Genomic DNA, 25,433 nt, shown 5'->3' with positions numbered 1-25,433 from the left:
GGGCATTTTTCATGAAAACCTTTCCAAAAGCAATCGATTGCGAAACCAAATTTTTGAGAGAAAACGCTAATTCTCGTCGCACGTTGACACTGTTTTTCTTGCACTGAATTGCCTATCTGACTTCTAATTCCCTCTCAAGAAAACAACAGCGATCCGGAGTTCTTATAACTCAATAATAATTATGGATTTTTGCACACATGGAGCATTTCAATGATTCATCTCGATACCTATGGCACGCTCGTTGCCGCGACGTTAGTCCTCCTTTTAGGCCGTAAGTGCGTCCAATCAATCTCTTTCCTTAAAAAGTACACCATTCCCGAACCCGTTGCGGGCGGTTTGCTGGTGGCTTTCTTACTTTTACTTGCTAATCAACTCTTTGATTGGGAAGTGAGTTTTGATATGTCGTTGAAAGAACCGCTGATGTTGGCCTTCTTCGCCACCATCGGCCTGAATGCCAACCTTGCGAGTTTGCGGGCGGGAGGTAAGGCATTGGCCTTGCTGGTATTCGTGGTGCTCGGGTTACTGCTGCTGCAAAACGCCATCGGCATTGGCATGGCGAAACTGCTCGGTCTCGACCCGCTGATGGGCCTGCTGGCTGGCTCTATCACCCTTTCCGGCGGGCACGGAACGGGGGCGGCGTGGAGCAAGCTGTTCGTAGAGAAATACGGCTTTGAGAATGCCACCGAAGTCGCGATGGCCTGCGCCACCTTCGGCTTAGTGCTGGGCGGCATTATTGGCGGCCCGGTAGCGCGCTATCTGGTGAGCCACTCTTCGACACCCAACGGCACGCCGGACGACGCGGCTGACCCTAGCGCATTCGAAAAACCGGCCGTCGGGCGCATGATAAGCTCAATGGTTCTGCTGGAAACCATTGCCCTGATTGCTATCTGCCTGACGGCGGGCACTCACGTTTCCAAGCTGCTGCAAGGCTCGGCCTTCGAAATCCCGACCTTTGTTTGCGTGCTGTTCGTCGGGGTTATCCTCAGTAACCTGCTGGCGTGGTTGGGGTTCTATCGCGTCTTCGACCGCGCGGTTTCCGTACTGGGTAACGTCAGCCTTTCGCTGTTCCTTGCGATGGCTTTGATGAGTTTGAAGTTGTGGGAGATGGCGTCGTTGGCGCTGCCGATGATGGCAATCCTCGGCGTTCAGACTCTGTCGATGGCACTGTACGCGATTTTTGTGACTTACAGGGTGATGGGGCGTAACTACGACGCGGCGGTACTGGCGGCGGGACACTGTGGCTTTGGTCTGGGAGCAACGCCGACCGCGATCGCCAACATGCAGGCGATCACCAACCGTTTTGGCCCGTCGCATTTGGCGTTTCTGGTGGTTCCAATGGTAGGAGCATTCTTTATTGATATCGCGAACGCGATTGTCATCAAGCTGTTCTTACTGCTGCCTATTTTCCCAAGCGTGGCGTGATGTGATTGAGTGCCAGGGACGGCACTTAACTCATCTAGGCGTTGGTGTAGCGCACTCTTTCAGGCAGCCAGCGCTCAATCAGCGCGTGTGCATGTTGCGGGAACTGCTGTTGCAGGTAACGCGCAATGCGCTGCACTTCGGGGATCATCGCTTGATCGCGCAGTAAGTCTGCCACTTTAAACTCTGCACTGCCGGTTTGTCGGGTGCCCAGTAACTCGCCCGGCCCACGAATTTCTAAATCTTGTTGAGCAATCACAAAGCCGTCGTTGCTATCGCGCAGCACTTGCAGGCGAATCTGCGCCGTTTTGCTCAGCGGCGTTTTATACAGCAGCACACAGTGCGAGGCGACAGCGCCACGGCCGACGCGCCCGCGCAACTGGTGAAGCTGCGCCAGACCTAGTCGCTCAGGGTTCTCAATAATCATCAGGCTGGCATTTGGTACATCAACCCCTACTTCAATCACCGTGGTGGCGACCAGTAATTGCACTTCGCCCTGCTTGAAAGCCAGCATTACCGCCTGTTTTTCTTGAGCTTTCATTCGCCCATGAACCAGCCCAATTTTTAGTTCGGGCAGGGCTTCTTTTAAGCCTTCCCACGTTGCTTCGGCAGCCTGGGCTTCCAGCATTTCCGACTCTTCAATCAGCGTACACACCCAGTAAGCCTGACGATTTTCCTGCTCACAGGCGCTTTTCACCCGCGCAATGATATCGCTGCGGCGAGTGTCTGGAATGGCGACCGTGGTCACCGGCGTTCGGCCGGGCGGCAGTTCGTCGATGACGGAGGTATCAAGGTCGGCATAGGCAGTCATCGCCAGCGTTCGCGGGATGGGCGTGGCGGTCATGATTAGCTGGTGCGGGTGGAATCCCTGCTGTTTGCCTTTTTCCCACAGCGCCAGACGTTGATGAACCCCGAAACGGTGCTGCTCATCGATAATCACTAAGGCGAGAGAGGAGAAGAGTACCTGCTCTTGAAATATGGCGTGCGTGCCGACGACCATGGAAACTTCGCCGCTGGCGATAGCCTCTTGCTGAGCCTGGCGGGCTTTGCCTTTCTGCTTTCCGGCGAGCCAACCCACCTTAATACCCAGCGGTTCAAACCACTGGCGGAAGTTATTGGCATGCTGTTCGGCCAGCAGCTCAGTCGGCGCCATCAGCCCAACCTGTTTACCTTGCGCAATGGCGCAGAGCGCGGCCAGTGCGGCAACCAGCGTTTTACCCGAGCCAACGTCGCCCTGAACCAATCGCATCATCGGGTAGTTTTTGGTTAAGTCCTGTTCGATTTCGGCCACCACGCGCTGCTGCGCGCCGGTAGGGCTGAAAGGCAGCGAAGCCAAAAACTTATCTTTCAGGCGGTCATCGTGCTTAAGCGGCAAGGCTTTATAGCTTTGAGTGCCGGCCCGGACGGCGAGCATGCTGAGGTTATGAGCGAGTAACTCCTCCATAATCAGCCTGCGCTGCGCGGGGTGCTGGCCTTTTTCCAAATCGGCTAACTGAATATCTGGCGGCGGCCGGTGCAGAAGATGCAGGGCTTTCGGCAGTGAAATCAGCGTCCGGCTGAGTTCTTCAGGCAGCAGTTCGGCAATCGGCACGGTGTCGAGCAACTCAAGGGCTTGATCGGTGAGCTTACGCAGGGTTGCCTGGCGGATACCTTCCGTCGTCGGATAGACCGGAGTCAGAGACTCTTGCAGCACGACTTCGCTGTTTTCGCCCTGAATGCGATATTCAGGGTGAATGATTTCTGCGCCGATGGTGCCGCGTTTTATCTCGCCATAGGCAGTAACGCGCCTTCCGGGAGCGAGGCTGTTTTTCATCGCCGCATTGAAATTGAAGAAACGCAAAGTGACCATGCCCGTGCCGTCGCTAATCTGGCATGTCATCATTCTGCGCCGCCCAAAGCTGATGTCGCTGCGCAATACTTCCCCTTCTATGGTCGCAAAAATGCCCGGAAGCAGGTCATTGATGGCATAGAGGCGGGTGCGATCTTCATAGCGTAGGGGAAGGTGGAGCAGTAAGTCCTGAATGGTTTCGAGGCCGAGTTTAGCTAGCTTATCAGCCTGACTAGCCCCAACGCCGGAAAGCGACGTCAGAGGGATGGCATCGAGCAGGCGGCCCTTCATCTTCTTTTAACCGTCATTTGCATTGCGGACCACCATTCGTCATCAGCCACGATTTGCCCGGTTTCGTCGATCAACGGGCGAGGAAGTTTTTTGCGTTTCGCGACGTTAGATAATACAGGATAACCCCCCTCAAAAAGCAGGCGCTGCTGCTCTTTGTGAGCTAACGGACTGATTTCACGCTGATACATCCCGGCATTTTGCCGCTGGCGCTGTGCTTCATACAGGATGAGTGCAGAGGCGACGGAGACATTCAGCGACTGAACCATGCCCACCATGGGGATAACGATATCGCTATCGGCTAACGCTAAGGCTTCGGGGCTGATACCGGTTTTTTCCTGACCGAGCAGAATGCAGGTCGGGCGAGTGTAGTCGATGGTGCGAAAGTCTACCGCTTTGTCGGAAAGGTGAGTGGCCAGCACTTGCATCCCTTTCGCTTTCATTTTGGCGACGGCGGATTCAATGGTTTGGTGAGTTTTCACCTGCACCCAGCTGTTACTTCCTGCAGCGGAGGAAACCAGCGTACGCATGCGACTTGAGGGCCAAACCGCGTGGACTTCGTGAACGCCAACGGCATCTGCTGTGCGGATAACCGCGGCGATATTATGCGGCTTATGCACTTCTTCCATGCATACCGTCAGGTCTGGCTGCCGGGCTGCAAGCATTTCGCAGATGCGCGCATAACGTTCAGGAGTCATGACGGCTAGTTTCGATTACGGCTGACTTTAATCACGTCCGGCATGATGCGGATTTTGCGCATGATATTTGCCAGATGCACGCGGTCGCGGGTCGTCAGGCGAATAAAGGCGCTATAAACCCGTCCATCTTTTTCTTCGGTACTCAGACTCTGAATGTTCGACTGGGCAGCATTGATAGCAGCCGTCAGGTTCGCCAGCGCGCCCTGATGATTGAACATATCAACTTTGATTTCCGCGATAAACTCTTGGTCTGTTTCTTGGTCATCCCAATCTACAGCCATGAATTTCTCAGGCTCTTTCTGGTATCCGCGAATGTTACGGCAGGATTCGTGGTGAATAACGAGACCTTTACCCGGGCTGACGTGGGCAATAATCGGGTCGCCAGGAATAGGGCGGCAGCACTTCGCGAAGGTGATCAGTACGCCATCTGCGCCTTTGATTGGCAGATTGCGCGTGCCGCTGCTAGCCATAGACGACTGGTCGCCCATGAGATTTTTGGCAACCACCACGCTCATGGCGTTACCTAAGCCGATTTCAGCTAGCAGGTCATCCATCGCGGTGAGCTTCATGCGATCCAGCTCGTTTTTGATGTTCTCTGGCGGCAGATCGGAAATCTTTTTACCACTACCCAATGCGTGATTGAGCAACCGGCGACCGAGTGAAACGGAGTCATCGCGTTTCAAGTTCTTGAGCATTTGGCGGATTTTGGCACGAGCACGTGAGCTCACAACAAAGTTCAACCACGCCGCATTCGGACGTGCGCCCGGTGCCGTAATGATCTCGATAGTCTGGCCGCTGGTCAGTGGCTGCGAAAGCGGGTAAGGCTGTCTGTCGACGCGCGCACCGACACAGGCATGGCCGATGTCAGTGTGAACTGCGTAGGCGAAGTCGACAGGCGTCGCACCCGCTGGCAGTTCTACGATGCGTCCTTCAGGGGTGAAGACGTAAATTTCATCAGGGAAGAGGTCTGATTTTACGCTTTCAATGAATTCGAATGAGTTACCGGCACTTTGCTGGAGCTCAAGCAGGCTTTGCAGCCAGCGCTGGGCGCGAATCTGCGCCGTGGTGCTATTTTCGCCATTCTCTTTGTAGGCCCAGTGAGCGGCAACACCCATCTCTGCCATCTGGTCCATATCTTCGGTACGGATTTGCACTTCAACCGGCACGCCGTGCGGGCCAATCAGCGAAGTATGCAGAGATTGATAGCCGTTGGCTTTTGGAATGGCGATGTAGTCTTTGACTCGGCCTGGACGCGGTTTATACAGGCTGTGAGCCTGACCTAACACGCGGTAGCAGGTGTCGAGTTCTTTGACGATGACCCGAAAAGCATAGATATCCATAATGGAATGGAAGCGCTGCTCTTTCAGGTGCATTTTGCAGTAGATAGAATAGAGGTGCTTTTCGCGACCACTCACCCGACACTGAATTCCGGCTTCGGTCAGACGCCCTTCAATTTCAGAAAGTATCTTCTGAATCATCTCTTTACGGTTACCACGCGCGGCTTTCACCACTTCTTTAATGACGCGATAACGGTTCGGATACAGGGCTTCAAAACCTAGCTCTTCAAGCTCAGTTTTCAGATGGTGGATACCCAAACGGTGTGCCAGCGGGCTGTAAATTTCCAGCGTTTCGCGGGCAATGCGGCGGCGTTTATCCGGGCGTAAAGAGCCCAGCGTGCGCATGTTATGGGTACGGTCGGCGAGTTTGATCAGAATGACGCGGATGTCTTGCACCATCGCCATGATCATTTTGCGGAAGTTTTCCGCCTGCGCTTCTTTCTTATCTTGGAACTTCAGCTTGTCCAGCTTTGAAACGCCTTCGACCAGTTCGGCAACGCTTTTGCCGAACAGTTGCTCCATATCCTGATATGTCGCAGGCGTGTCTTCGATGACGTCATGTAATAACGCCGCCATCAGAGTCTCGTGGTCGAGCCTCATTTCAGCCAAAATACAGGCTACCGCTACCGGGTGAGTAATGTAAGGTTCACCGCTCGAGCGAGTCTGCCCCTCGTGCGCGTCCCGCGCGACGAGGTAAGCCTGCACGAGGCGCTTGATTTGCTCCTCTGGCAGGTATTTTTGAATCAGTTGATTCAGGCTTTCAAAGATGTACAAGTGAGATCCGTTTCGTTAATTAACGACGGCCTTCAGCGATGGCAGTCACTGCCTGAATCTCTGCGGCTTCCTGCTCTTGTTGCTCCTGACGATCGCGAACGTCGAGGATCTGATTAGTAATCAAACCTTCTTCGATTTCACGTAGGGCAATAACAGTGTATTTATCGTTTTCTTCAGCGACCAGTGGATCTTTACCACCAGATTGCAGCTGGCGTGCGCGACGAGCAGCCACCAACACCAGGTCAAAACGGTTACCAATTTTCTCTACAGCGTCTTGAACAGTTACGCGTGCCATATATGTGCTACTCCACAGGGTGACGAAAGACTGGGCATAATACTGAAAGTGACTTCAGTCTGCCAATAGTTTGGTGATTAATCCGTCATGGCGAAGCTTTTGACGGCTCAGACGCAGACGTTCGGCGCGAATAATGGTTTTTAAATCCGATAAAGCCAGATCAAAATCATCGTTCACAATTAAATAGTCGTACTCAGCAAAGTGGGTCATTTCCGCGACGGCTTGCGCCATACGTTTAGCAATGACTTCTTCGCTATCCTGTCCGCGGCCACGCAGGCGGCGATCCAGTTCGTCTTTCGACGGCGGCAATACAAAAATGCTGCGCGCTTGCGGCATCTTTTTACGAATTTGCTGCGCACCTTGCCAGTCGATGTCCAAAAACACGTCAACGCCTGATGCCAGAACTTGCTCAATCGCTTCGCGCGAGGTTCCGTAGTAGTTACCGAAAACTTCAGCGTGTTCGAGGAAAGCTTCTTTAGCGATCATCTCGCAGAATTCTTCTTTCGAGACGAAGAAATAGTGTTCTGCATGTTTCTCTCCCGGGCGAACTGCGCGAGTCGTATGGGAAATGGAAACTTGAGTATCGTAAAGAGGCTGAGTTTTCAGCAAAGCCTGAATCAGACTTGATTTACCTGCTCCACTGGGTGCGGAGATAATATATAGCGTGCCTTGGACCATGATGACGTTTCAACTGAATAGGTTGATAGGAAGTGTGCGAAGAGTGATCTTCCGCACAGTATACACGCTAGCCGCTTCTGGTGCAGCGTTGAGACGTATTTCATCGCAACATCTGTGGATAAAACAGCGCTAAAAGTCATTTTTCCACGATGGATTCCAAATTTTTTTCCTGTTGCAGCAACAAAGTCGAATGTCAGGAATGCATATCGCAAGCTTATTCATCGGCGATGGCGGGACAAAGCATTTCGGTATCTACTCACTGGGCTTAAGTCAGTCCCACAAGGAGGTGCCGATGCGCTGGATAGTTAAATTGCTGCTCTTGCTGTGTTTTCTGCCAACCCAGAGTTTTTCCAGTTGCCCAGACTGGCCTCAGTCACGATTAGATCTCGAAACTCAGGCGCTGACCGCGCAGCTATTGCATTGGGATACGCGTTATCACCAATACGGGCAGAGCCTGATAGACGACGCGACCTACGACAGTTTGCGCCATAAGCAGAGTGACTGGCTGCGATGCGCGGGCCGGCCACTCTCTGAGGCTAACCCACCGCGCGACGCCTCTTCAGCCTCAAGCGCTCTGATTCAGCATCCTTTTGCTCATACCGGATTGAAGAAGCTGCGCGACGAATCGGCTCTGGCTCGCTGGATCATTGGTCGTCAAGACCTTTGGGTGCAGCCGAAAATAGACGGTGTTGCTGTGACTTTGGTTTACCAGAAAGGAAAGCTGGTTTCTCTAATGAGCCGTGGCGATGGCCTGATGGGGCAGAACTGGACATCCAAAGCGGCATTTATTCCCGCTATTTTGCCGACGATTGCCGACACCCGCGAGCAGTTGACTCTGCAAGGTGAGCTGTTTCTGCTGATGAACGGTCATCAACAGAAAGAGTCGGGAGGTGTGAATGCTCGCTCGAAAGTCGCGGGTGCCATGATGCGCCATTCTCCATCAGCGACCTTAAGCCAGTTGGGACTGTTCATCTGGTCTTGGCCGGATGGGCCGAAAACAATGGAGGCAAGGCTCAGCGAGCTGACAAAATTAGGTTTCCCCCTCGCGGAATCCTTTTCCCAGCCAGTGACCACCTCTCAGGATATAGCCCACTGGCGAGAGGCGTGGTTCAACCAGCCTTTGCCTTTTGTCACAGACGGCGTGGTGGTGAGGCAGGGGCAAGAACCCGCTGGCCGCTATTGGAAAAATAATACGGCAGACTGGGCAATTGCCTGGAAATACCCGCCCGAGGCCCAGCTTGCCGAAATCAGGAGTATTGAAACGCTGGTCGGCAGGCGAGGCAAACTGACGGTGATCGTGCATCTCAAAGCGATAAAGCTTGATGACAAAAGGGTCACAAAAGTCAGTATTGGTTCTCCACAGAAGCTTCGGGAGTGGGATCTCGCGCCGGGCGACCACGTTTCTATTGTTCTGGCCGGGCAGGGTATACCCGTGCTGGAGAAGGTTGTTTGGCGGGTGAAGCAGCGGCCTAACTCAGATGCTATCCTCATGAACGATTACACGCCGCTCACCTGCTTTAAACCCACGGCGGGCTGCGAGCAGCAATTCCTATCTCGCCTCACATGGCTGAGTGGCCCGAACGCCTTAAAATTGAGAGGGCTGGGGGAGGCCACTTGGCGGTCACTGATGAATGATAAGAAAGTGACGGATTTGGCAGATTGGTTGAGTCTGACGCCTGAGAGCATTGCTGCATTGCCTGGGCTAGGTCCGAAGCAGGGGCAGAACATTTATGCTGAGTTGCAACTCGCTAAACAGAAAACCTTCAGGCAGTGGCTTTCGGCCATTGGCTTCCCCACCTTTGCACTGAACGTTGCTGCAACTCAGAAGCACTGGCGGGAAGTTGAAAGCCTGACGGCAGAAGGTTGGCAAAAATCGGTGGGAATTGGCAAAAAGAGAGTCGGGGATATTTTAGCGTTCATCCATCACCCAGACGTCCAAGAGTTGGCTGAGTTTCTGGGCCAACAGCGCATACCTGCCTTTGATTTGGCAGGTATGCCCGAATAGCAATTGAGTTGGGTTTCTCAGTGATCGGAATGCGGATAGTTAAATACCGGCAGCCCCAGACGGAAACGCAGGGCGATCAGACGGGCAATAAAGCCAACCAGCAGGGTGATAATTACCACCAAATTGTGTGGCAAAGAGAAGTACTGCAAACCGATGTATATCCAAGCCGACGCGAAGGAAATACCGGCATAAATCTCTTTTTGGAAAACCAGCGGGATCTGGTTGCACATCATATCGCGCAGTACGCCGCCGAAGACGCCGGTTATCACCGCACACACCGAGGCTATGATGGCGCCGTGCCCCATATCCAACGCAACTTGGGTACCTATAATAGAAAAGACCACTAGGCCAAGGGCGTCTAAAACCAAGAACAGTCGGCGCAGGTGACGCATCAGCGGCGCGAGGAAAGTTGTCAGCAGTGCCGCTGCCGCCACAATCACAATGTACTCAGGATGCTTCACCCAGCCCAGCGGGTAGTGGCCCAGCAGCATGTCGCGGACCGAACCGCCGCCAATGGCGGTCGCCGCAGCAATGATAATGACGCCAAAGGTATCCATTTTGCGACGTCCGGCCGCTAAGGCACCTGTCATCGCTTCGGCTGTAATACCAATGATATAAAGAACGGTAAGCAACATAGTTTTCGCTGGTCTTAAAAAAGGTGAAGTGTGGGTCGGCGCTCAGAGTAGAGAGGTTTGATTGTTTGAGCGATTGAGTTTTTCTGACAGATGGCTCATCGGATTATAAAAAATAATCCGTGGGCACAGATAATCCCTTTCTTTAAAAGGATACACAAAGATTGGTCCATCTTCACATTAGAAATAATAAATCGAAATTCTATCCCGATAGGCTGACCTAATCCCCCTTCAATCAACTTCCATAGTGCCTTTTGCACTTTACCGGTAGCGCAAAGTCGCTGTGCAGGTTACGATTATTAAAAATCATCACTCATAACATTGATGTTTGGTGTTGCCTTGAGTTACTGACATGCTCGTCTGGAGGAATGCATGAAACCTGAAAATCCAGTTGCGTTAACGCAGCGCGGACCAGCTGAACATGAAAGACGTGAGCAGATAATCAATGCTGCTTTTGACCATTTTCGTCATTTTGGATATGCCAAAACCTCGGTGGCCGACTTGGCTAAGGCGATTGGTGTCTCAAGTGCCTATATTTACAAGTTTTTCGAATCAAAACAGGCGATTGGTGAGGCGGTCTGCTCCCAGCGCGTAGGGCAGATTGGGCTGGCATTGCGCGAAATTGCTGACAGCGACCAAACTGCCACTTTGCGCTTACGCACTATCTTCAAAGCCTTGATGACGAAAAGCCTGGATCTGTTCTTTGAAGACAGAAAGTTGCATGACATTGCCGCCGTAGCTGCAGCCCAGCATTGGAAATCTGCCCTTAACCATCGCGCGGAGCTTTACAGCATTGTTCAGCAAGTGGTAACAGATGGCCGCGAGTCTGGAGAGTTTGAGCGCAAGACACCTTTAGATGAAGTCTGTCTGGCGATAACCAGCGTGATGACGCCTTTCTCCCACCCGTTGATGCTTGAGCAAAAAACGCCTGAACAACTGGAAGAACGCGTGATAGCTATCACAAGTTTAGTGCTGCGCAGCCTTTCGAATTAAGAAAGGATACAAAAATTTGCAGGTTACGAGTTTACAAAATCGTAATTCATCACATACTGTCACTCAAGGTGACAATAATCCCGCCGACGCTGGTTTGCGATAAAAAACCGGCAAGGCAATATGAACTTTAAGAACGAAAGAGGAACGTTTTATGACTCATCGTCGAGTGGTTATTACCGGCATGGGGGCTGTGAGTCCTCTTGGCTGCGACATTGAAACCATCTGGAAGCGTTTACTGGCTGGTCAGTCAGGCATCCGCGTTTTACCTGATGAAATCGTAGAAACCCTGTCTGTGAAAATTGGCGGTCAGGTCTTAACGAAAGAGCAGGACCCGGAATCAGGCTTTGATCCCGATGAATCAGTCTTGCCTAAAGACCAGAAAAAGATGGACCGTTTCATTCTTTTTGCGATGGCCGCAGCAGATAAAGCCATTGCAGACTCCGGCTGGAAAGCAGAAACCGCCGAGCAGCAAGAGCGCACCGCAACCATTATTGGCTCTGGTATCGGCGGCTTCCCGGCGATTGCTAATGCCGTGCGCGTGAATGACAGCCGTGGTGCTAAACGCTTGTCGCCTTTCACTATTCCTTCATTCTTGGTTAATCTGGCCTCTGGCCAAGTTTCGATTAAACATCAGTTTAAAGGCCCAATTGGCGCGCCGGTAACGGCTTGCGCAGCTGGCGTTCAGGCTATCGGCGATGCCGTGCGTCTGATTCGCAACGATGAAGCAGATGTAGCCCTTTGCGGTGGCGCGGAAGCAGCCATCGATACTGTAAGTCTGGGTGGTTTTGCTGCAGCCAAGGCAATGTCCTCAGGCCACACCGATCATCCTGAAAAAGCCTCTCGCCCGTTTGATAGCGCGCGTGATGGTTTCGTGATGGGCGAAGGCGCAGGCATGCTGGTGATTGAAGAGCTGGAACATGCGAAAGCCCGTGGTGCAAAAATTCTGGCAGAAATCGTCGGTTACGGCACCAGCGGCGATGCATACCACATGACATCCGGCGCCGAAGACGGCAACGGTGCTGGCCGCGCAATGAAAATTGCTCTGCGCCAGGCTGGTTTGCAGCCATCCGACATCCAACACCTGAATGCGCACGCGACGTCGACTCCGGTGGGCGATCTCGGTGAAATTAACGCCATCAAAACCCTGTTCGGCACCGACGGCAAGCTGGCGGTAACCTCAACTAAATCTGCAACCGGCCACTTGCTGGGCGCGGCGGGCGGTCTTGAAACCATCTTCACCATTCTGGCTATTCGTGACCAGATCGTGCCACCAACGCTGAATCTGGACAATAAAGACCCGGCGGCGGAAGGTTTGAATATCGTCGGTAATAAAGCTCTGCCTTACGCGATCAACTACGCGCTCTCCAACGGTTTCGGCTTCGGCGGTGTTAACGCCTGCGTGCTGTTAAAACGCTGGGAAGACTAAGCAAAACTGAGCTTTACACATGAAGCAGATATGAAAAAGCCCGCGAAAGCGGGCTTTTTGTTGGGGGCGAAATCACTCAATATTCTGAATCTGCTCGCGCATCTGCTCGATCAGCACTTTCAGCTCGATGGCTGAGGTGGTGACGTCAGAATTGATGGATTTGGAAGCCAGCGTGTTTGATTCGCGGTTGAACTCTTGCATCATGAAGTCCAGACGGCGGCCGACGGCTTCTTCCTTTTTGAGGATTTTATGCGTTTCTTTTACATGCGCATCAAGGCGGTCCAGCTCTTCTGCCACGTCTACGCGCTGAGCCATTAACACCAGCTCCTGCTCCAGACGGGTGTTTTCCAGCTGAACTTGCGCATCTTCCAGTTTACTGACCAGACGCTCGCGCTGCCATTGCAGCACGTTTGGCATCTGGGCGCGCACTTTGACCACTTCAGCACTGACGCCGTCGAGGCGCGTTTCAATCAGCGTCTTCAGGGCGGCGCCTTCGCTTTCGCGGGCGGTGATGAAATCGTCGATGGCGGTTTCCAGCGCAACCAGCAGTTCATTGCTGATCGCATCTAAATCTTGCTCTTCGGCCAGCATCACGCCTGGCCAGCGCAGAACTTCTAGCGGATTGATTTCGCCTTCGTCGCTCTGCATTTTTACCCATTGGGCGGCGGCAACCAGCTGTTTAGCCAGTTTTTCATTCAGTTGCAGGGTGCTTTGTGCGCTTGGGTCGAGATCAAAACGCAGGTTACATTCGACTTTCCCACGGGTCAGGCGGGAGCGAAGACGCTCGCGGATCACCGGCTCGAGGCTGCGGAACTGCTCTGGCAGACGGATGTAGGTTTCGAGATAACGTTGGTTCACCGAGCGGAGTTCCCACGCTGCGCTGCCCCAGTCGCCCTTGATTTCACGTCGGGCATAAGCGGTCATACTACGGATCATGTCTGCGTACCTGTTGATGTAAAGATGGAGCGATTATAGCTTCCGTGGGCGGGTCATGATAGGCATTCCCTGAAACCCGCGCGCATATTCAGGCTCTTTATACAGATATTATCGGGCGATTTACTCACTAGCCCGCCAGATGCAACGCGAGTGAATTTCTGTATAATGCGCAGCCAAACACGATTCGCGACCCGGAGATCAACCCATGCGTCCAGCAGGCCGAAATGCACAACAGGTGCGCCCCCTGACACTGACCCGTAACTATACCAAACATGCTGAAGGTTCAGTTTTAGTGGAATTTGGTGATACCAAAGTGCTTTGTACCGCCACGGTTGAAGAAGGTGTTCCGCGCTTTCTTAAAGGCCAAGGGCAGGGTTGGATCACTGCCGAATACGGCATGTTGCCGCGCTCTACCCACACGCGTAACTTCCGTGAAGCTGCTAAAGGCAAGCAGGGCGGGCGTACGCTTGAGATCCAACGCCTGATTGCTCGCTCGCTGCGCGCCGCCGTAGATTTGAAAAAGCTCGGCGAATTCACCATCACGCTCGACTGCGACGTTTTGCAAGCTGACGGCGGCACCCGTACTGCTTCTATTAGCGGCGCCTGCGTGGCGCTGGCCGACGCGCTGAATGCGCTGGTTGCCGCTGGCAAGCTGAAAGCCAACCCAATGAAAGGTCTGGTGGCGGCAGTGTCAGTGGGTATCGTTAAGGGTGAAGCGCTGTGCGACCTCGAGTATGTAGAGGACTCTGCGGCTGAAACGGATATGAACGTAGTAATGATGGAAGATGGCCGCATGATTGAGGTGCAGGGCACCGCAGAAGGTGAGCCGTTCAGCCATGAAGAGCTACTGAGCTTGTTGACCCTCGCACGAGAGGGAATCGACACTATCTTCCAGGCGCAGAAAGCGGCGCTAGCGGAATAATTTTTAAGGCGACTGAGAAGTCGCCTTTTTTATGGCCTAAAGGCCGACGACCGACTGAGAACAGAGTAGACAGGAGACCCCCATGAAAGCTTATCAGCGCCAGTTTATTGAATTTGCATTAAACAAACAGGTTTTGAAGTTTGGTGAATTCACCTTGAAATCAGGCCGAATCAGCCCGTACTTCTTTAATGCCGGTTTATTTAATACTGGGCGCGATTTGGCGTTGCTGGGCCGTTTTTATGCCGAAGCCTTAATGGATTCTAAAATCGATTTCGACTTAGTATTTGGCCCAGCCTACAAGGGTATCCCGATTGCGACCACCACCGCCGTGGCGCTGGCCGAGCATCACGACCGAGACGTGCCTTACTGCTTTAACCGTAAAGAAGCCAAAGATCACGGCGAAGGCGGTTTGCTAGTGGGAAGCCCGTTGCAGGGCCGAATCATGCTAGTAGATGATGTGATCACCGCCGGAACGGCGATCCGTGAATCCATGGAGATTATCGCGGCGCATCAGGCCACTCTCGCGGGCGTGCTGATTTCTCTCGACCGCCAAGAGCGCGGCCGTGCCGATATTTCTGCGATTCAGGAAGTCGAGCGCGACTATCATTGTAAGGTGATTTCGATTATCACTCTGCAAGACCTGATTGCTTATCTGGAAGAGAAAACGGAGATGGCCGACCATCTGGCCGCCGTGCGTGCTTACCAGCAGAAGTACGGGGTCTAAACTCTATTAAGTATCGCCACTGAAAGGGAATCAGTATGGATTTGTCGTCGCATAAGCATGGTGCAATGCCCAGTGGGGCGGCAGAAAACCTGTGCCGTTCCCTTTCAGCTCTTCGCAATAACCCCTTGTCTGAGGGAAATCGCCTCAGCCCGGCGGCCTATCAAAAAATTCTGCATTACTGCGGTGTGCGGCCCGATCTTGCGGGCTGGCGCAGATTCCTCCTGCTTTGCCTCTCTCTGCTGGGCTTTTTAGCCTTGGCCTGCGGCGTGGTGTTTTTCATTGCGTGGAACTGGGCATTGATGCCCAAGATGGCCAAGTTCGCCGTGGTGGAATTGTGGATAGTCGCGCTGGCCGTGGTGGTCTGGTGGCGCTGGTATGACAGCGTTGCGCAATCCGCCCTGTTGGCGCTAGGGCTGAGTTTTGGCGGCCTATTTGCCTTGTATGGGCAGGTCTATCAAACCGGAGCCGATAGCTGGGAGCTGTTCCGCGCGTGGGCCATCGTGCTGTTGCCGCTGGCGTTAATTGCCCGCCGGAACGGCCTGTGGTTCTGCTTCTGGGTGGTTGCTAATCTGGCTTTCCAACTCTATTACGTGGGCCGAAGTTCAGCTTTCTTTAGCGATATACCTTTCGCTAATCTCGGCTGGTTCAGCGACTCCACTCTCTATATCTACATTGCGATCCAGGCGTGCTGCCTGATTCTGCGTGAGGCTCTGGCGGAATATGCGCAAAAACGCCCCCCCGATAGCTGGCTGACCAGCCGCTGGTTGCCGCGTTTGATGGCAGCATACCTATTGCTGACCCTGACGCCGCTGGCCGCCGAGGCCATCGTCGCCGCGGACTACAGCACTAAATTAGGTTTACTGCTGTGGGCGATGACGATTCTGGTGGGCTATTTCTACTACCGCCACCGTCGCCCGGATTTATGCATGCTGACGCTGGGCGTAATTAGCGTGGTGTTCATCGGCTGCATACTTATCATGCAGCTTTTCGACCGTCTCTGGGATCTTGGCAGCCTGTTTTTCGCCTGCTGCTTAATGATGTTATGGCTGATGGCCGGGGGCGCGGTGCTGCTTCACTGGCGGAAACAGCTTTATCAAAGGCAGGCGAAGGATAGTAAGCCTGATGCCCTGAGCGGCCTGCTGCACGAGCTGACTGAGCGGCAGTTATTGAGTGAAGAGCAGAGTGCCGAGCTGAAGAATTTCGACCACGCCTCGCACCTGCCTTGGTATCTGCGCGCGGTGCTGGTTCTGGGGGGCTGGGCCGCCGCGCTGATTATTTTGGCCCTGCTGGCATTGTTGCTGTACGCCACTGACCTGCTCGATTCGATGAATGGCATCACGCTGCTGGTGCCTTCCTTGATTATTGCCGCGCTGGCGGCCGGGCTGCTTCGCGCCAAGGGGATTGGTCAACAGCATATCGGCCTCGCGTGGGCCATCGCCGCAACCTATGGCCTATGTTTTAGCCTTTACCTATTTATCAATCCCGACTGGAACAGCCATTTTATTATTGATTCGCTGTGGTTCCTGCCGGTGCTGGCGGTGATGGCGATTTTCATGCCGAACCGCGCCTACCGTTTTATGGCGGTGACGGCGTTCTTATTTATTCTGGTGTTCTCGCTCGGCTATCTGATGAGCTTACAGGTTCATCCCGCTGTTGCGACAGCAGCCACGTCGCTAGTGGTGGCAATGGTTGTGGCGGCGTGGATTGGCGTCATTGCCCGGCAAGACCAGCCGCAAACTAAGGCCCGCAGCGAGCTGACCCTCAGCCTGCTGCATGGCATTCCGGCGGCTTTGATGCTGCTATGCCTCGCTGGCGTGCATTCCGACCTGCTCGACGATTTATTCTGGAATAGCTCCGCGCCGATATTTTTGCCCATGAGTTTGGGCGCGGGCATTGCGGCAGGCCTTATTCTGGCAGGAGTATGTCAGGCGGTGGTGTTCCGCTCGCCAATGACGGCGGTTTACCTGCCCGCCGCCTGCGTTTGTGCTGGCGTGGCGCTGTTCTCGCCGGGCATGGGCTTTGGACTATTGCTGCTGCTGGCCGCGCGCCGTCAGGGCAGCAAAGAGTGGCTGGCGATGGCTGGCGCATTCCTGCTGCTCTATCTCACCTATTGGTACTACTTCCTCGGCATCAGCCTGCTGCATAAATCACTGCTGTTATTGATGACCGGGTTGGTCTTGCTGGGGCTGGCTCTGGCGGCGAAGAAGTTACTGCCAGCAAAAGGCGAGGGGGCAGTTTATGAAAACTAAATCAGGGCTGAAATGGCTGGCGGGAGCTGTCGTGCTGCTGGTGCTCGCGGCGGCTAACCTCTCTATTTATCACAAGGAGCAACTGCTCAAGCACGGCGCGGTGGTTATTCTCGAGCTGGCGCCGGTTGACCCTCGCTCGCTGATGCAGGGGGATTATATGGCGCTAAACTATGCGCTGGTTCAACCCTTGCAGCAGGGGCTGTATGAGCAGGGTGAAACCTGCCGCACCACCGGCGAACAGTGCCTCCCCTCTAATGGCAAATTGGTTGTCACCCTAGATGAGCAGCGGCGAGCGGTGAGCGCGGTGATGGACCAAGGGCAGCCTTTGCATAAGCAGGAGAGGCTGCTGCAATATCATCTGTCTGGAGCCCGTTTGAATATCGGTACGCCGAGTTACTTCTTTCAGGAAGGTCATGCCGAGCGTTTTGAAAAGGCGCGCTATGGCGAGTTTCGGGTGGCTGATGACGGCACGGCGCTGCTGACCTATATGCTCGATGAAAAGGGCGCGCGCATCCTTCCTTGAGCTTTCTCATTGAATTCTCAACAATAAAAAAGGGCCTTTCGGCCCTTTTTACTGCAAACGCTTTAGCTGCCAAACGAGTTAGATCAGCTGCGCGGCGATAAGCGGCCAGCGGGCATCAAAATCCTGCGTCGGGCGATATTTAAACTCGGAACGCACAAAGCGTGACAGCATGCCTTCGCAGTAAGCCAGAAGCTGGCTCGCCAGCAGCGTCTCGTCGGTGCTGTATCCACTACCTTCACGCATTTTCTTTTCACGCAAAACCTGTTTCAACTGTACCTCAATTCGCTCGAAAAGCTGATTGATGCGGCCCTGAAGGCGGTCTTGTTCAAACATTAATGCGTGGCCGGTCATGATGCGTGTCAGGCCCGGGTTGCGCTCTGCAAAACCCAAAATTAGCAAAAGGATCAGTCGCAGCCGGTTCAGCGTCTCTTTCTCATCTTGCAAAATCAGGTTGATGCGGGTGATTAAGCTGTCTTCGATAAACTCAATTAAGCTATCGAACATCCGCGTTTTACTTGGAAAATGGCGATAAAGTGCAGCTTCCGATACCCCAACGTTGGCGGCAAGTTTAGCCGTTGTTATCCGCTGGCTGCCGTCGCTGGACTGAAGCATTTGCGCTAATGCCTGCAAAATCTCCTCGCGCCGATTCCTTTTGGTAGTTTCTTTTTCTGCCATGTCTGAATAGACCCTTGCTAAAAACGGCTTAAAACATGAGAGACCGCACAATTGCCGCATGAATCTTGAAGATCCTGCGGCTTATTAGTTCACTTATCGTGTTTACCCTTCGCATTCGATGCACTTAGCATTGATAGCATTGGGTTTTTAGTGCGGTCTATAGTGATAAGAATCTGTTCAATATCGCGTTTCAAGCGCGGTGCTGAACAGGTTCTTATTGGCGACCTGAGTGGCCAAAGCCACCTGCGCCACGTTCGCTGCTTTCGAAGTCTTCCACCAGATTAAACTCGGCTTGGACAACGGGTACGAAGACCATTTGAGCGACGCGTTCGCCCGGCTCAACCATGAAGGTTGTTTGACCACGGTTCCAGACTGAAATCATCAATTGGCCCTGATAGTCAGAGTCGATCAGGCCAACCAGATTGCCCAAAACTACCCCGTGTTTATGACCAAGACCCGAACGCGGTAAAATCACCGCCGCCAGATTAGCATCACCGATGTGAATAGCCAGACCGGTCGGCAATAAGGTGGTTTCGCCCGGTTTTAACTCAACCGCGGCATCAAGGCAGGCGCGTAAATCTAAGCCTGCAGACCCTGGAGTGGCATACGCCGGTAATGGAAAAGTCGAACCAATACGTGGGTCGAGAATTTTAATGTCGATTTTTTTTAACGGACTAGTTGTGTTCATAACGGCTGACTATCTCATCAAGTAAACGTTGGCCAAGAAGTGCTTTATCGCTGAGCGGTAAAACTTTCTCCCCATCCTGCCAAAAAAGATGCAAAGCATTGGTATCACTATTAAAACCGTGCTCAGCAAGGGAAACGTCGTTAGCGCAAATCAGGTCGAGATTCTTTCTTATCCGTTTTTGCCGAGCGTATTCTTCCACATTCTGGGTTTCTGCGGCAAACCCGACCACATAAGGACGATGGGATTTCATTGCCGCAACACCGGCGACGATGTCGGGGTTTTTGACCAATTTCACTGACATTTCATCGCCTTGCTTTTTGATTTTCTCATCGGCGATTATTTCTGCGCGGTAGTCCGCGACGGCGGCGCAGGAGATAAAGATCTGCTGAGTCGAAATGCTGGCTTCAACCGCGCGTTGCATCTCCAGCGCGCTTTCGACGTCGATTCTGGCGACATGCGCAGGCGTCGACTGATTAACCGGCCCGGCGATAAGGGTTACTTTCGCCCCGCGATCGGCGGCGGCTTTGGCGATAGCAAAGCCCATTTTCCCCGAGCTGTGGTTGCTGATAAAGCGAACCGGGTCGAGTGCTTCGCGGGTTGGGCCCGCGGTGATCATGATATTAAGATGGGCTAAGTCGCGGCGTGGGGCGAAGTGCTCAATCGCCATATCCACGATAACTAATGGGTCGAGCATACGGCCCGGGCCGACGTCACCACAGGCTTGGCTGCCGCTGTCTGGCCCCCACACCAAGGTGCCGCGCTGAGCCAGCTGTTGCAGATTCTCCTGAGTCACCGCCGCGCGATACATCTGTTGGTTCATGGCCGGAACCACCGCGACGGGGGCGGCCGTTGCCAGACACACCGTGGTCAGCAGGTCATTAGCCATGCCCGCGTTCATGCGCGCCAATAAATCGGCGGTAGCAGGAGCAATCAGCACCAGATCGGCCCATTTACCTAATTCAATGTGCCCCATCGCAGCTTCAGCAGCCGGATCGAGCAGGTCGTCTGAAACCGGATAGCCAGAGACTGCTTGTAGACTCAGCGGAGTAATAAAGGACTTAGCAGCTTCCGTCATCACTACCCGAACGTCTGCACCTCTGTCGCGTAAGCGGCGTACCAGCTCAGGTGCTTTATAGGCGGCGATGCCACCACTCACACCGAGCACAATATGTTTGCCGGAGATCCCCGTCATCATGATTGTCCGATTCAAAGCCGAAAGATGCGACATTTTAGCATAACGGCGGTTGATGACAGCAATCCGCTGCTTTCCTCAGCAGGAGAATAAATTATTTGCGTGGCGCCTCGCAGGAGTTAAAACCGGCGAACACAGATGCGGCGCGGCGTGCCAATATGGCGCCGCGAAAAGGAGAGCGCATGAAAATAAAAGATGACGGTTGGCAGGGAGAGCTCGCACCGCGCGAGAAATTGCTGAAATTTGGCGCATCGGCCCTGTCTGATCAGGAGCTGTTGGCAATATTTTTGCGCACCGGTGGCAAAGGGTTACACGTGATGACGCTGGCAAAGAATATGCTCGAGCATTTTGGTTCGCTGCACAGTTTGATGTCGGCAGCTTTCGAAGACGCGAGCAAGGTAAAAGGGCTCGGTCTGGTTAAATTTGCCCAGCTGTCTGCGGTGTCAGAACTGTCTCGGCGCAGCTTCGCTTGCCATTTATCGAGCCAAAATGCGTTGCTAAGTCCGTCAATAATCCAGCAGTATCTGCAAAATATCCTCAGTCACCGAGAAAGAGAGGTGTTTTTGGTACTTTTTCTCGACAATCAACACCGCGTTATTCGCCATGAGGAGATGTTTGCTGGTACCATTAGCAGCGTCGAAATTCATCCCCGTGAAATTGTTCGCGAGGCAATGAAGGTTAATGCGGCAGCCATAATTCTGGCGCATAATCACCCGTCCGGCGTGGCTGAGCCGAGCACAATGGACAGAATGGTAACCGAACAGATAATAAAAGCGTGCCAACTGTTGGGTATCCGCGTCCTCGATCATCTGGTCGTAGGTCACGGAGAAACGGTGTCTTTTGCCGAACGCGGTTGGCTGTAGCCCCATTTTTTGAAGATCCTTGAGGATCTTTAGCTGTTCGGGACTTGAGCACTTACGCTACAGAGCGTATACTACGCCACCTTTGAGAATCTTGGGTTTGGCGTTAAGAGCCTATCTCAGCAGGTTTCGTACCTGATGAATTGGTTTTTTACCCGACGACAGTGAGTCGGTTCTCAGTGGAGTTTGCTGAGATGGGCTCTAAAAGCCTGACGAGGCGGCCATACCCTATACGAAGCTCGAGCTGATTTGATTTTTGGAGATATAGACATGTCCCGAGTCTGCCAAGTTACTGGCAAGCGCCCGGTGAGCGGTAACAACCGTTCCCACGCAATGAACGCGACCAAACGCCGTTTTCTGCCAAACCTGCACTCACACCGTTTTTGGGTTGAGGCTGAGAAGCGCTTTGTAACTCTGCGCGTATCTGCTAAAGGTATGCGTGTTATTGATAAGAAGGGTATTGAGACGGTCTTGGCCGATCTGCGTGCCCGCGGTGAGAAGTATTAAGGAACTGAATCATGGCTAAAGGTGTTCGCGAGAAGATCAAGCTGGTTTCTTCTGCTGGTACTGGTCACTTCTATACCACTACGAAGAACAAGCGTACTAAGCCGGAAAAATTGGAACTGAAGAAATTCGATCCAGTTGTCCGTCAACACGTGATCTACAAAGAAGCTAAAATTAAATAATTTTAGTGGATTAATAAAACCCGGCTCCGGCCGGGTTTTTTATTGCCTGTTATTCGTGGATAAGTATGCTTTAGCGCTACAAGCAGCTAGCCTGATGTGACTTTTTCAATGTTCCGTGGGAGAAACAATGCCTGAATTACCTGAAGTAGAAACCAGCCGCAGGGGCATCGAGCCTTATCTTGCCGGGCATACCATTGTCCATGCCATTGTTCGCAACCCAAGACTGCGCTGGCCGGTTTCTCAAGAAATTCTCGCATTGAGCGATCAGCCGGTGATTAGCGTGCAACGGCGCGCCAAGTATCTGCTGGTCGAACTGAAAACCGGCTGGATCATCATTCACCTCGGTATGTCGGGCAGTTTGCGCATGCTGCGTGAAGAGACAGAAGCAGGTAAGCATGACCACGTCGATTTGGTGATGGATACCGGCTATGTCCTACGCTACACCGATCCGCGTCGATTTGGCGCCTGGCTGTGGACCGATGACTTAGAAGGCAGCAGCGTGCTGTCGCATCTTGGCCCGGAGCCACTGAGTGAGGATTTCTCCGCTGATTACCTGTTTGAAAAATCGCGCAGCAAAAAGTCGCCTATCAAACCTTGGCTGATGGACAACAAGCTGGTGGTGGGCGTGGGGAATATTTATGCCAGCGAATCGCTGTTCGTGGCGGGGATTTCGCCTGACCGGCCGGTGAATAGCCTTAAACCAGATGAAGCCGCGCTTCTCGTCGCCACCATTAAAGCCGTGCTGTTGCGCTCCATTGAGCAAGGCGGAACCACGCTGCGGGACTTCTTACAGTCGGACGGCAAACCAGGATATTTCGCGCAGGAACTTCAGGTTTATGGTCGGGCGGGGGAGCCTTGTCGGGCATGTGGTACGCCGATCCTGAGTAAAAAACATGCTCAGCGCACCACCTTTTACTGCCCAAAATGCCAGCAATAGGATGAGTATACTCAGCCCTCAGCGATTTTCTTCAGCAGGGCCTGAGTGATATTGTCGGGCAGGAAGGGCTTGATATCACCACCGTGGCGCGCCACCTCTTTCACCAGCGTGGAAGAGATAAACGACCACTCTTTTGACGGCATCATGAACACGCTTTCCAGCGTTGGCATCAGATGCCGGTTCATATTGGCCAGCTGCATCTCATACTCAAAATCCGACACAGCGCGCAGTCCACGGACCAGCACGGTCGCATTGTGGTTTTTGGCGAACGTCGCCATCAAGTCACCAAATCCAATCACTTCGACATTGCTCAGGTGCGAGGTTGCCGCCGTTGCCAACGCCACGCGCTCATCCAGACTGAACATCGGTTTTTTACTCGGGCTGGCTGCAATCGCTAAAATCACGTGATCAAACATCAGCGCGGCGCGGGTGACTAAGTCCAGATGGCCATTAGTCATGGGGTCGAATGTGCCGGGATAAATTGCCTTAGTGCTCATAATGGCTCACTTCTGCAGTTGATGGCTTAGCGCCCACAGGGCCGCATATTTGTTGAACGTGTATTGTGCGTTGACGCCCGCCAGAATGAAACCCTGCTTTCCGTCGAGGAATCCAGCTCGCAAAATCCATGTTTTAAAGAATGCGCCCAAGGTATGACTAATAATCGAGAAGAAGCCACAGCGACGGCCCTGCTGATGGCGCTGGTTAGCCCAAGCTTGAGCATAGTTCATCTGTTTGCGTTGGAAAGAGAAGAAGTCGCGGCAGGTCAGATGCAGCAGGTCGCCTTTTAACGACACAACCTTGGCGCTGCCGGTGTTCAGCGACTCATGCACTAGATCGTCGTTGTAGCGGAAATCAGCCGCGCTGTATAAACGGTTTACGCGATCCGGATACCATCCGCTGTGACGCATATAGCGGCCAAGGAACAGATTGAGGCGGCCCAGACTGTAGACTGTATCAGTGGGAAAATCTTGCAGCACGGATTCGATAGATTGACGCAGCTCTGGCGTGACGCGCTCGTCGGCATCGATCATCAAAATGACCTCGCCGGTGGCGTAGCTTTGCGCCAGTTGCCGCTGTTTACCAAAGCCTTGCCAGTCAACGTTTTGGTAAAATTTGGCACCTAACTGCTCGGCGACTTGTTGGGTGGCGTCGGTACTGCCTGAGTCCAAAATCACAATCTCATCGGCCCAAGAGACCGAGGCCAGACAATCAGGCAATAAATCGGCTTCATTGCGGGCGATGAGCACCACGGAAAGGCGCTTTCTGTTGGTCATCAGTGGCTCCGTTGAGGCAGGTAAGGCTCCAGCAAGTGCAACAGGCGCTGCAATGCACCTTGGTTTTGGCGCAGAACTTCCACCGCGTGGCGGCCGTAGTACAGGCGATAGTCTTCGTCAATCAGCAAGGTTGAGATCTCTTTCACCAACGACGCGGTATCGGTGACGGTGATCAGCCCGTCGGCTTGAGTCAGCTTGGCACAGATATCTTTGAAGTTGAACGTGTGCGGCCCCATCAATACCGGAATAGCGTGGGCGGCAGCTTCAAGAGGGTTGTGGCCCCCGCGTTCGACCAGGCTTCCGCCAACAAAGGCCAAATCGGCAATGCCGTACAGCAGCATCAATTCGCCCATGGTGTCGCCAATAACTACCTGCGTGGACGCGGCGGGTACTTCGCCCGTGCTGCGCTGAGTGAAGGTCAAACCGGCTTTTTGCGTCAGTTCGCGCGCGGTGGCGAAACGTTCTGGGTGGCGCGGAACCAGAATCAGCAGCAGGTTAGGGAAGGTTTTCAGCAGCTCTTTATGGGCTTCTAACAGTAAGGTTTCTTCCCCGTCGTGGGTGCTGGTGGCAATCCACACTTTGCGGCGCGAAGCCCATTGGCTGCGCAAAGCAATGGCTTTTGCGGCCAGCTCAGGCGTCACGGAAATATCAAACTTCAGGCTACCGGTCACCGCCAATTGGCTGCGTTTCAAGCCAAGTGACAGGAAGCGAGTACCGTCTTCTTCATTCTGCGCGGCAATCAGGGTGATTTTTTGCATGATACTGCGGATAAACTCGCCCAACTTTTTGTAGCCGTTGCCAGAGCGTTCTGACAGGCGAGCGTTGGCGATCACCAGCGGAATTTGTCGCGAGTGCAGGGCGCGGATCAGGTTCGGCCACAGTTCGGTTTCCATGATAATCACCAGCTTCGGGTTAACTTCGTTCAGAAAACGGTTAACGGAGCCAGCGAGATCATAGGGAAGATAAACATGATGTACGTCTTTACCAAAAGCAGATTGGACGCGCTCGGAACCTGTCGGCGTCATCGTGGTCACAGTAATCGGTAAAGAGGGGTAGCGGTGGCGCAAAGCGCGTACCAAAGGGATTGCCGCCAGCGTTTCACCGACCGAGACGGAATGCAGCATGATACCGCCTGGAGCGACCTTGCCTTTGCAGAAGCCATAGCGTTCAGCCCAGCGTTTACGGTAAGCCGGAGATTTACGGCTACGTAAAAGCAAACGGATCCAGATAAGGGGCTGAATAAGGTAAACTAATACCTGATATAAACGCAGTAACATGCTTTAAATTTCATTTATATGGGGTATCGGAATAGTATCATACCTCAGTAGGAAAGGCGCTAACCTTGCGTGGTTTCCACCGCGGGAAAGGGGGGCAATGTTGACATCGCTAACGAG

General features: G+C 53.3%; 25 protein-coding genes. 12 read left to right on the top strand and 13 right to left on the bottom strand.

Annotated elements, in window-relative coordinates; translation table 11 throughout:
• Positions 1 to 210: 210 nt before the first annotated feature.
• Positions 211 to 1,422 (top strand): sodium/glutamate symporter, encoded by a 1,212-nt coding sequence (gene gltS / locus ACT3RR_RS19030; RefSeq protein ID WP_396132702.1) that lies wholly within the window; start codon positions 211 to 213, stop codon positions 1,420 to 1,422.
• Between the two features lie 34 nt (positions 1,423 to 1,456).
• Here gltS and recG read toward each other — a convergent pair whose 3' ends face one another.
• The 5 genes from recG to gmk are packed head-to-tail and all read right to left on the bottom strand — an operon-like array spanning position 1,457 to position 7,317.
• Positions 1,457 to 3,538 carry an ATP-dependent DNA helicase RecG gene (recG, locus tag ACT3RR_RS19025; protein ID WP_486033720.1) on the bottom strand — a complete coding sequence of 694 codons (2,082 nt, stop codon included), beginning with the start codon at positions 3,536 to 3,538 and terminating at the stop codon, positions 1,457 to 1,459.
• On the bottom strand, positions 3,535 to 4,233 hold the full coding sequence (gene trmH / locus ACT3RR_RS19020; protein WP_396132704.1) for a tRNA (guanosine(18)-2'-O)-methyltransferase TrmH: 699 nt from the start codon (positions 4,231 to 4,233) through the stop codon (positions 3,535 to 3,537). The genes recG and trmH overlap by 4 nt, the downstream gene beginning before the upstream one ends.
• Positions 4,234 to 4,238: 5 nt before the next feature.
• Positions 4,239 to 6,344 carry a bifunctional GTP diphosphokinase/guanosine-3',5'-bis pyrophosphate 3'-pyrophosphohydrolase gene (gene spoT, locus ACT3RR_RS19015; RefSeq protein WP_034794480.1) on the bottom strand — a complete coding sequence of 702 codons (2,106 nt, stop codon included), beginning with the start codon at positions 6,342 to 6,344 and terminating at the stop codon, positions 4,239 to 4,241.
• 19 nt (positions 6,345 to 6,363) lie between these two features.
• Positions 6,364 to 6,639 (bottom strand): DNA-directed RNA polymerase subunit omega, encoded by a 276-nt coding sequence (gene rpoZ / locus ACT3RR_RS19010; protein ID WP_034794481.1) that lies wholly within the window; start codon positions 6,637 to 6,639, stop codon positions 6,364 to 6,366.
• A gap of 54 nt (positions 6,640 to 6,693) precedes the next feature.
• Complete coding sequence (gene gmk, locus ACT3RR_RS19005; protein ID WP_396132705.1) at positions 6,694 to 7,317, bottom strand: guanylate kinase; 624 nt, start codon at positions 7,315 to 7,317, stop codon at positions 6,694 to 6,696.
• A 292-nt stretch (positions 7,318 to 7,609) separates the two neighbouring features.
• On the opposite strand from gmk, the gene ligB reads away from it, so the two are divergent.
• Positions 7,610 to 9,322, top strand: coding sequence for an NAD-dependent DNA ligase LigB (gene ligB / locus ACT3RR_RS19000; protein WP_496200921.1), 1,713 nt, complete (start codon positions 7,610 to 7,612; stop codon positions 9,320 to 9,322).
• Positions 9,323 to 9,339: 17 nt separating this feature from the next.
• On the opposite strand, the gene ACT3RR_RS18995 is transcribed toward ligB, so the two are convergent.
• Entirely contained in the window at positions 9,340 to 9,957 is a 618-nt protein-coding gene (locus tag ACT3RR_RS18995; RefSeq protein WP_034794484.1) for a trimeric intracellular cation channel family protein, read from the bottom strand.
• A gap of 369 nt (positions 9,958 to 10,326) precedes the next feature.
• On the opposite strand from ACT3RR_RS18995, the gene ACT3RR_RS18990 reads away from it, so the two are divergent.
• Both ACT3RR_RS18990 and fabF read left to right on the top strand, forming a co-directional pair.
• A complete protein-coding gene (locus ACT3RR_RS18990; protein ID WP_353503811.1) occupies positions 10,327 to 10,947 on the top strand; it encodes a TetR/AcrR family transcriptional regulator in 621 nt (206 codons plus the stop codon).
• Between the two features lie 151 nt (positions 10,948 to 11,098).
• Positions 11,099 to 12,373, top strand: a complete 1,275-nt coding sequence (gene fabF, locus ACT3RR_RS18985; RefSeq protein WP_353503812.1) for a beta-ketoacyl-ACP synthase II — start codon at positions 11,099 to 11,101, stop codon at positions 12,371 to 12,373.
• A 72-nt stretch (positions 12,374 to 12,445) separates the two neighbouring features.
• Here fabF and ACT3RR_RS18980 read toward each other — a convergent pair whose 3' ends face one another.
• Positions 12,446 to 13,309 (bottom strand): YicC/YloC family endoribonuclease, encoded by an 864-nt coding sequence (locus ACT3RR_RS18980; RefSeq protein ID WP_034794491.1) that lies wholly within the window; start codon positions 13,307 to 13,309, stop codon positions 12,446 to 12,448.
• A 205-nt stretch (positions 13,310 to 13,514) separates the two neighbouring features.
• Between ACT3RR_RS18980 and rph the strand changes: the two genes are divergently transcribed.
• The 4 genes from rph (at position 13,515) to ACT3RR_RS18960 (ending at position 17,727) form a co-directional block, all read left to right on the top strand.
• Positions 13,515 to 14,231, top strand: a complete 717-nt coding sequence (rph, locus tag ACT3RR_RS18975) for a ribonuclease PH (RefSeq protein ID WP_100935162.1) — start codon at positions 13,515 to 13,517, stop codon at positions 14,229 to 14,231.
• An 82-nt stretch (positions 14,232 to 14,313) separates the two neighbouring features.
• Complete coding sequence (gene pyrE, locus ACT3RR_RS18970; protein WP_353503813.1) at positions 14,314 to 14,955, top strand: orotate phosphoribosyltransferase; 642 nt, start codon at positions 14,314 to 14,316, stop codon at positions 14,953 to 14,955.
• 35 nt (positions 14,956 to 14,990) lie between these two features.
• Positions 14,991 to 17,204 (top strand): DUF4401 domain-containing protein, encoded by a 2,214-nt coding sequence (locus ACT3RR_RS18965; protein WP_496200920.1) that lies wholly within the window; start codon positions 14,991 to 14,993, stop codon positions 17,202 to 17,204.
• Positions 17,194 to 17,727: a GDYXXLXY domain-containing protein gene (locus ACT3RR_RS18960; protein ID WP_485903834.1), complete on the top strand. Its 534-nt coding sequence runs from the start codon at positions 17,194 to 17,196 to the stop codon at positions 17,725 to 17,727. The genes ACT3RR_RS18965 and ACT3RR_RS18960 overlap by 11 nt, the downstream gene beginning before the upstream one ends.
• Before the next feature lie 78 nt (positions 17,728 to 17,805).
• Here the strand turns inward: ACT3RR_RS18960 and slmA are convergent, their stop codons facing one another.
• The 3 genes from slmA to coaBC form a co-directional block, all read right to left on the bottom strand.
• Positions 17,806 to 18,402, bottom strand: coding sequence for a nucleoid occlusion factor SlmA (gene slmA, locus ACT3RR_RS18955; RefSeq protein ID WP_353503816.1), 597 nt, complete (start codon positions 18,400 to 18,402; stop codon positions 17,806 to 17,808).
• Positions 18,403 to 18,616: 214 nt separating this feature from the next.
• Complete coding sequence (dut, locus tag ACT3RR_RS18950; protein WP_353503817.1) at positions 18,617 to 19,090, bottom strand: dUTP diphosphatase; 474 nt, start codon at positions 19,088 to 19,090, stop codon at positions 18,617 to 18,619.
• Positions 19,077 to 20,285, bottom strand: a complete 1,209-nt coding sequence (gene coaBC / locus ACT3RR_RS18945; RefSeq protein WP_496200919.1) for a bifunctional phosphopantothenoylcysteine decarboxylase/phosphopantothenate--cysteine ligase CoaBC — start codon at positions 20,283 to 20,285, stop codon at positions 19,077 to 19,079. Before coaBC ends, dut begins: the two co-directional genes overlap by 14 nt.
• Positions 20,286 to 20,464: 179 nt before the next feature.
• On the opposite strand from coaBC, the gene radC reads away from it, so the two are divergent.
• The 4 genes from radC to mutM all read left to right on the top strand — a co-directional run bounded on the left by radC (position 20,465) and on the right by mutM (position 22,765).
• Positions 20,465 to 21,145 carry a RadC family protein gene (gene radC, locus ACT3RR_RS18940; RefSeq protein WP_353503819.1) on the top strand — a complete coding sequence of 227 codons (681 nt, stop codon included), beginning with the start codon at positions 20,465 to 20,467 and terminating at the stop codon, positions 21,143 to 21,145.
• A 267-nt stretch (positions 21,146 to 21,412) separates the two neighbouring features.
• On the top strand, positions 21,413 to 21,649 hold the full coding sequence (rpmB, locus tag ACT3RR_RS18935) for a 50S ribosomal protein L28 (RefSeq protein WP_004931195.1): 237 nt from the start codon (positions 21,413 to 21,415) through the stop codon (positions 21,647 to 21,649).
• Between the two features lie 11 nt (positions 21,650 to 21,660).
• The gene (rpmG, locus tag ACT3RR_RS18930; RefSeq protein WP_004392084.1) at positions 21,661 to 21,828 is read left to right on the top strand and encodes a 50S ribosomal protein L33; all 168 of its coding nucleotides are present in this window, start codon (positions 21,661 to 21,663) and stop codon (positions 21,826 to 21,828) included.
• 127 nt (positions 21,829 to 21,955) lie between these two features.
• Entirely contained in the window at positions 21,956 to 22,765 is an 810-nt protein-coding gene (gene mutM, locus ACT3RR_RS18925) for a bifunctional DNA-formamidopyrimidine glycosylase/DNA-(apurinic or apyrimidinic site) lyase (protein WP_396132712.1), read from the top strand.
• An 11-nt stretch (positions 22,766 to 22,776) separates the two neighbouring features.
• Here mutM and coaD read toward each other — a convergent pair whose 3' ends face one another.
• The 3 genes from coaD to waaA are packed head-to-tail and all read right to left on the bottom strand — an operon-like array spanning position 22,777 to position 25,316.
• Entirely contained in the window at positions 22,777 to 23,262 is a 486-nt protein-coding gene (gene coaD / locus ACT3RR_RS18920; RefSeq protein ID WP_485903820.1) for a pantetheine-phosphate adenylyltransferase, read from the bottom strand.
• Positions 23,263 to 23,268: 6 nt separating this feature from the next.
• Complete coding sequence (locus ACT3RR_RS18915; RefSeq protein WP_353503822.1) at positions 23,269 to 24,039, bottom strand: glycosyltransferase family 2 protein; 771 nt, start codon at positions 24,037 to 24,039, stop codon at positions 23,269 to 23,271.
• Entirely contained in the window at positions 24,039 to 25,316 is a 1,278-nt protein-coding gene (waaA, locus tag ACT3RR_RS18910; RefSeq protein ID WP_496200918.1) for a lipid IV(A) 3-deoxy-D-manno-octulosonic acid transferase, read from the bottom strand. Before waaA ends, ACT3RR_RS18915 begins: the two co-directional genes overlap by 1 nt.
• Positions 25,317 to 25,433 lie beyond the last annotated feature (117 nt).

This window comes from Ewingella sp. AOP8-B2-18 (genome assembly GCF_052376015.1).
GTDB lineage: Bacteria > Pseudomonadota > Gammaproteobacteria > Enterobacterales > Enterobacteriaceae > Ewingella > Ewingella allii.
This window is presented reverse-complemented; position numbering and strand designations above follow the sequence as displayed.

Coding starts and splice junctions, on each gene's coding strand:
- gltS (WP_396132702.1), top strand. CDS start 211: ATGATTCATCTCGATACCTATGGCACGCTCGTTGCCGCGACGTTAGTC.
- recG (WP_486033720.1), bottom strand. CDS start 3,538: ATGAAGGGCCGCCTGCTCGATGCCATCCCTCTGACGTCGCTTTCCGGC.
- trmH (WP_396132704.1), bottom strand. CDS start 4,233: ATGACTCCTGAACGTTATGCGCGCATCTGCGAAATGCTTGCAGCCCGG.
- rpoZ (WP_034794481.1), bottom strand. CDS start 6,639: ATGGCACGCGTAACTGTTCAAGACGCTGTAGAGAAAATTGGTAACCGT.
- gmk (WP_396132705.1), bottom strand. CDS start 7,317: ATGGTCCAAGGCACGCTATATATTATCTCCGCACCCAGTGGAGCAGGT.
- ligB (WP_496200921.1), top strand. CDS start 7,610: ATGCGCTGGATAGTTAAATTGCTGCTCTTGCTGTGTTTTCTGCCAACC.
- ACT3RR_RS18995 (WP_034794484.1), bottom strand. CDS start 9,957: ATGTTGCTTACCGTTCTTTATATCATTGGTATTACAGCCGAAGCGATG.
- ACT3RR_RS18990 (WP_353503811.1), top strand. CDS start 10,327: ATGAAACCTGAAAATCCAGTTGCGTTAACGCAGCGCGGACCAGCTGAA.
- fabF (WP_353503812.1), top strand. CDS start 11,099: ATGACTCATCGTCGAGTGGTTATTACCGGCATGGGGGCTGTGAGTCCT.
- ACT3RR_RS18980 (WP_034794491.1), bottom strand. CDS start 13,309: ATGATCCGTAGTATGACCGCTTATGCCCGACGTGAAATCAAGGGCGAC.
- rph (WP_100935162.1), top strand. CDS start 13,515: ATGCGTCCAGCAGGCCGAAATGCACAACAGGTGCGCCCCCTGACACTG.
- pyrE (WP_353503813.1), top strand. CDS start 14,314: ATGAAAGCTTATCAGCGCCAGTTTATTGAATTTGCATTAAACAAACAG.
- ACT3RR_RS18965 (WP_496200920.1), top strand. CDS start 14,991: ATGGATTTGTCGTCGCATAAGCATGGTGCAATGCCCAGTGGGGCGGCA.
- ACT3RR_RS18960 (WP_485903834.1), top strand. CDS start 17,194: ATGAAAACTAAATCAGGGCTGAAATGGCTGGCGGGAGCTGTCGTGCTG.
- slmA (WP_353503816.1), bottom strand. CDS start 18,402: ATGGCAGAAAAAGAAACTACCAAAAGGAATCGGCGCGAGGAGATTTTG.
- dut (WP_353503817.1), bottom strand. CDS start 19,090: ATGAACACAACTAGTCCGTTAAAAAAAATCGACATTAAAATTCTCGAC.
- coaBC (WP_496200919.1), bottom strand. CDS start 20,285: ATGATGACGGGGATCTCCGGCAAACATATTGTGCTCGGTGTGAGTGGT.
- radC (WP_353503819.1), top strand. CDS start 20,465: ATGAAAATAAAAGATGACGGTTGGCAGGGAGAGCTCGCACCGCGCGAG.
- rpmB (WP_004931195.1), top strand. CDS start 21,413: ATGTCCCGAGTCTGCCAAGTTACTGGCAAGCGCCCGGTGAGCGGTAAC.
- rpmG (WP_004392084.1), top strand. CDS start 21,661: ATGGCTAAAGGTGTTCGCGAGAAGATCAAGCTGGTTTCTTCTGCTGGT.
- mutM (WP_396132712.1), top strand. CDS start 21,956: ATGCCTGAATTACCTGAAGTAGAAACCAGCCGCAGGGGCATCGAGCCT.
- coaD (WP_485903820.1), bottom strand. CDS start 23,262: ATGAGCACTAAGGCAATTTATCCCGGCACATTCGACCCCATGACTAAT.
- ACT3RR_RS18915 (WP_353503822.1), bottom strand. CDS start 24,039: ATGACCAACAGAAAGCGCCTTTCCGTGGTGCTCATCGCCCGCAATGAA.
- waaA (WP_496200918.1), bottom strand. CDS start 25,316: ATGTTACTGCGTTTATATCAGGTATTAGTTTACCTTATTCAGCCCCTT.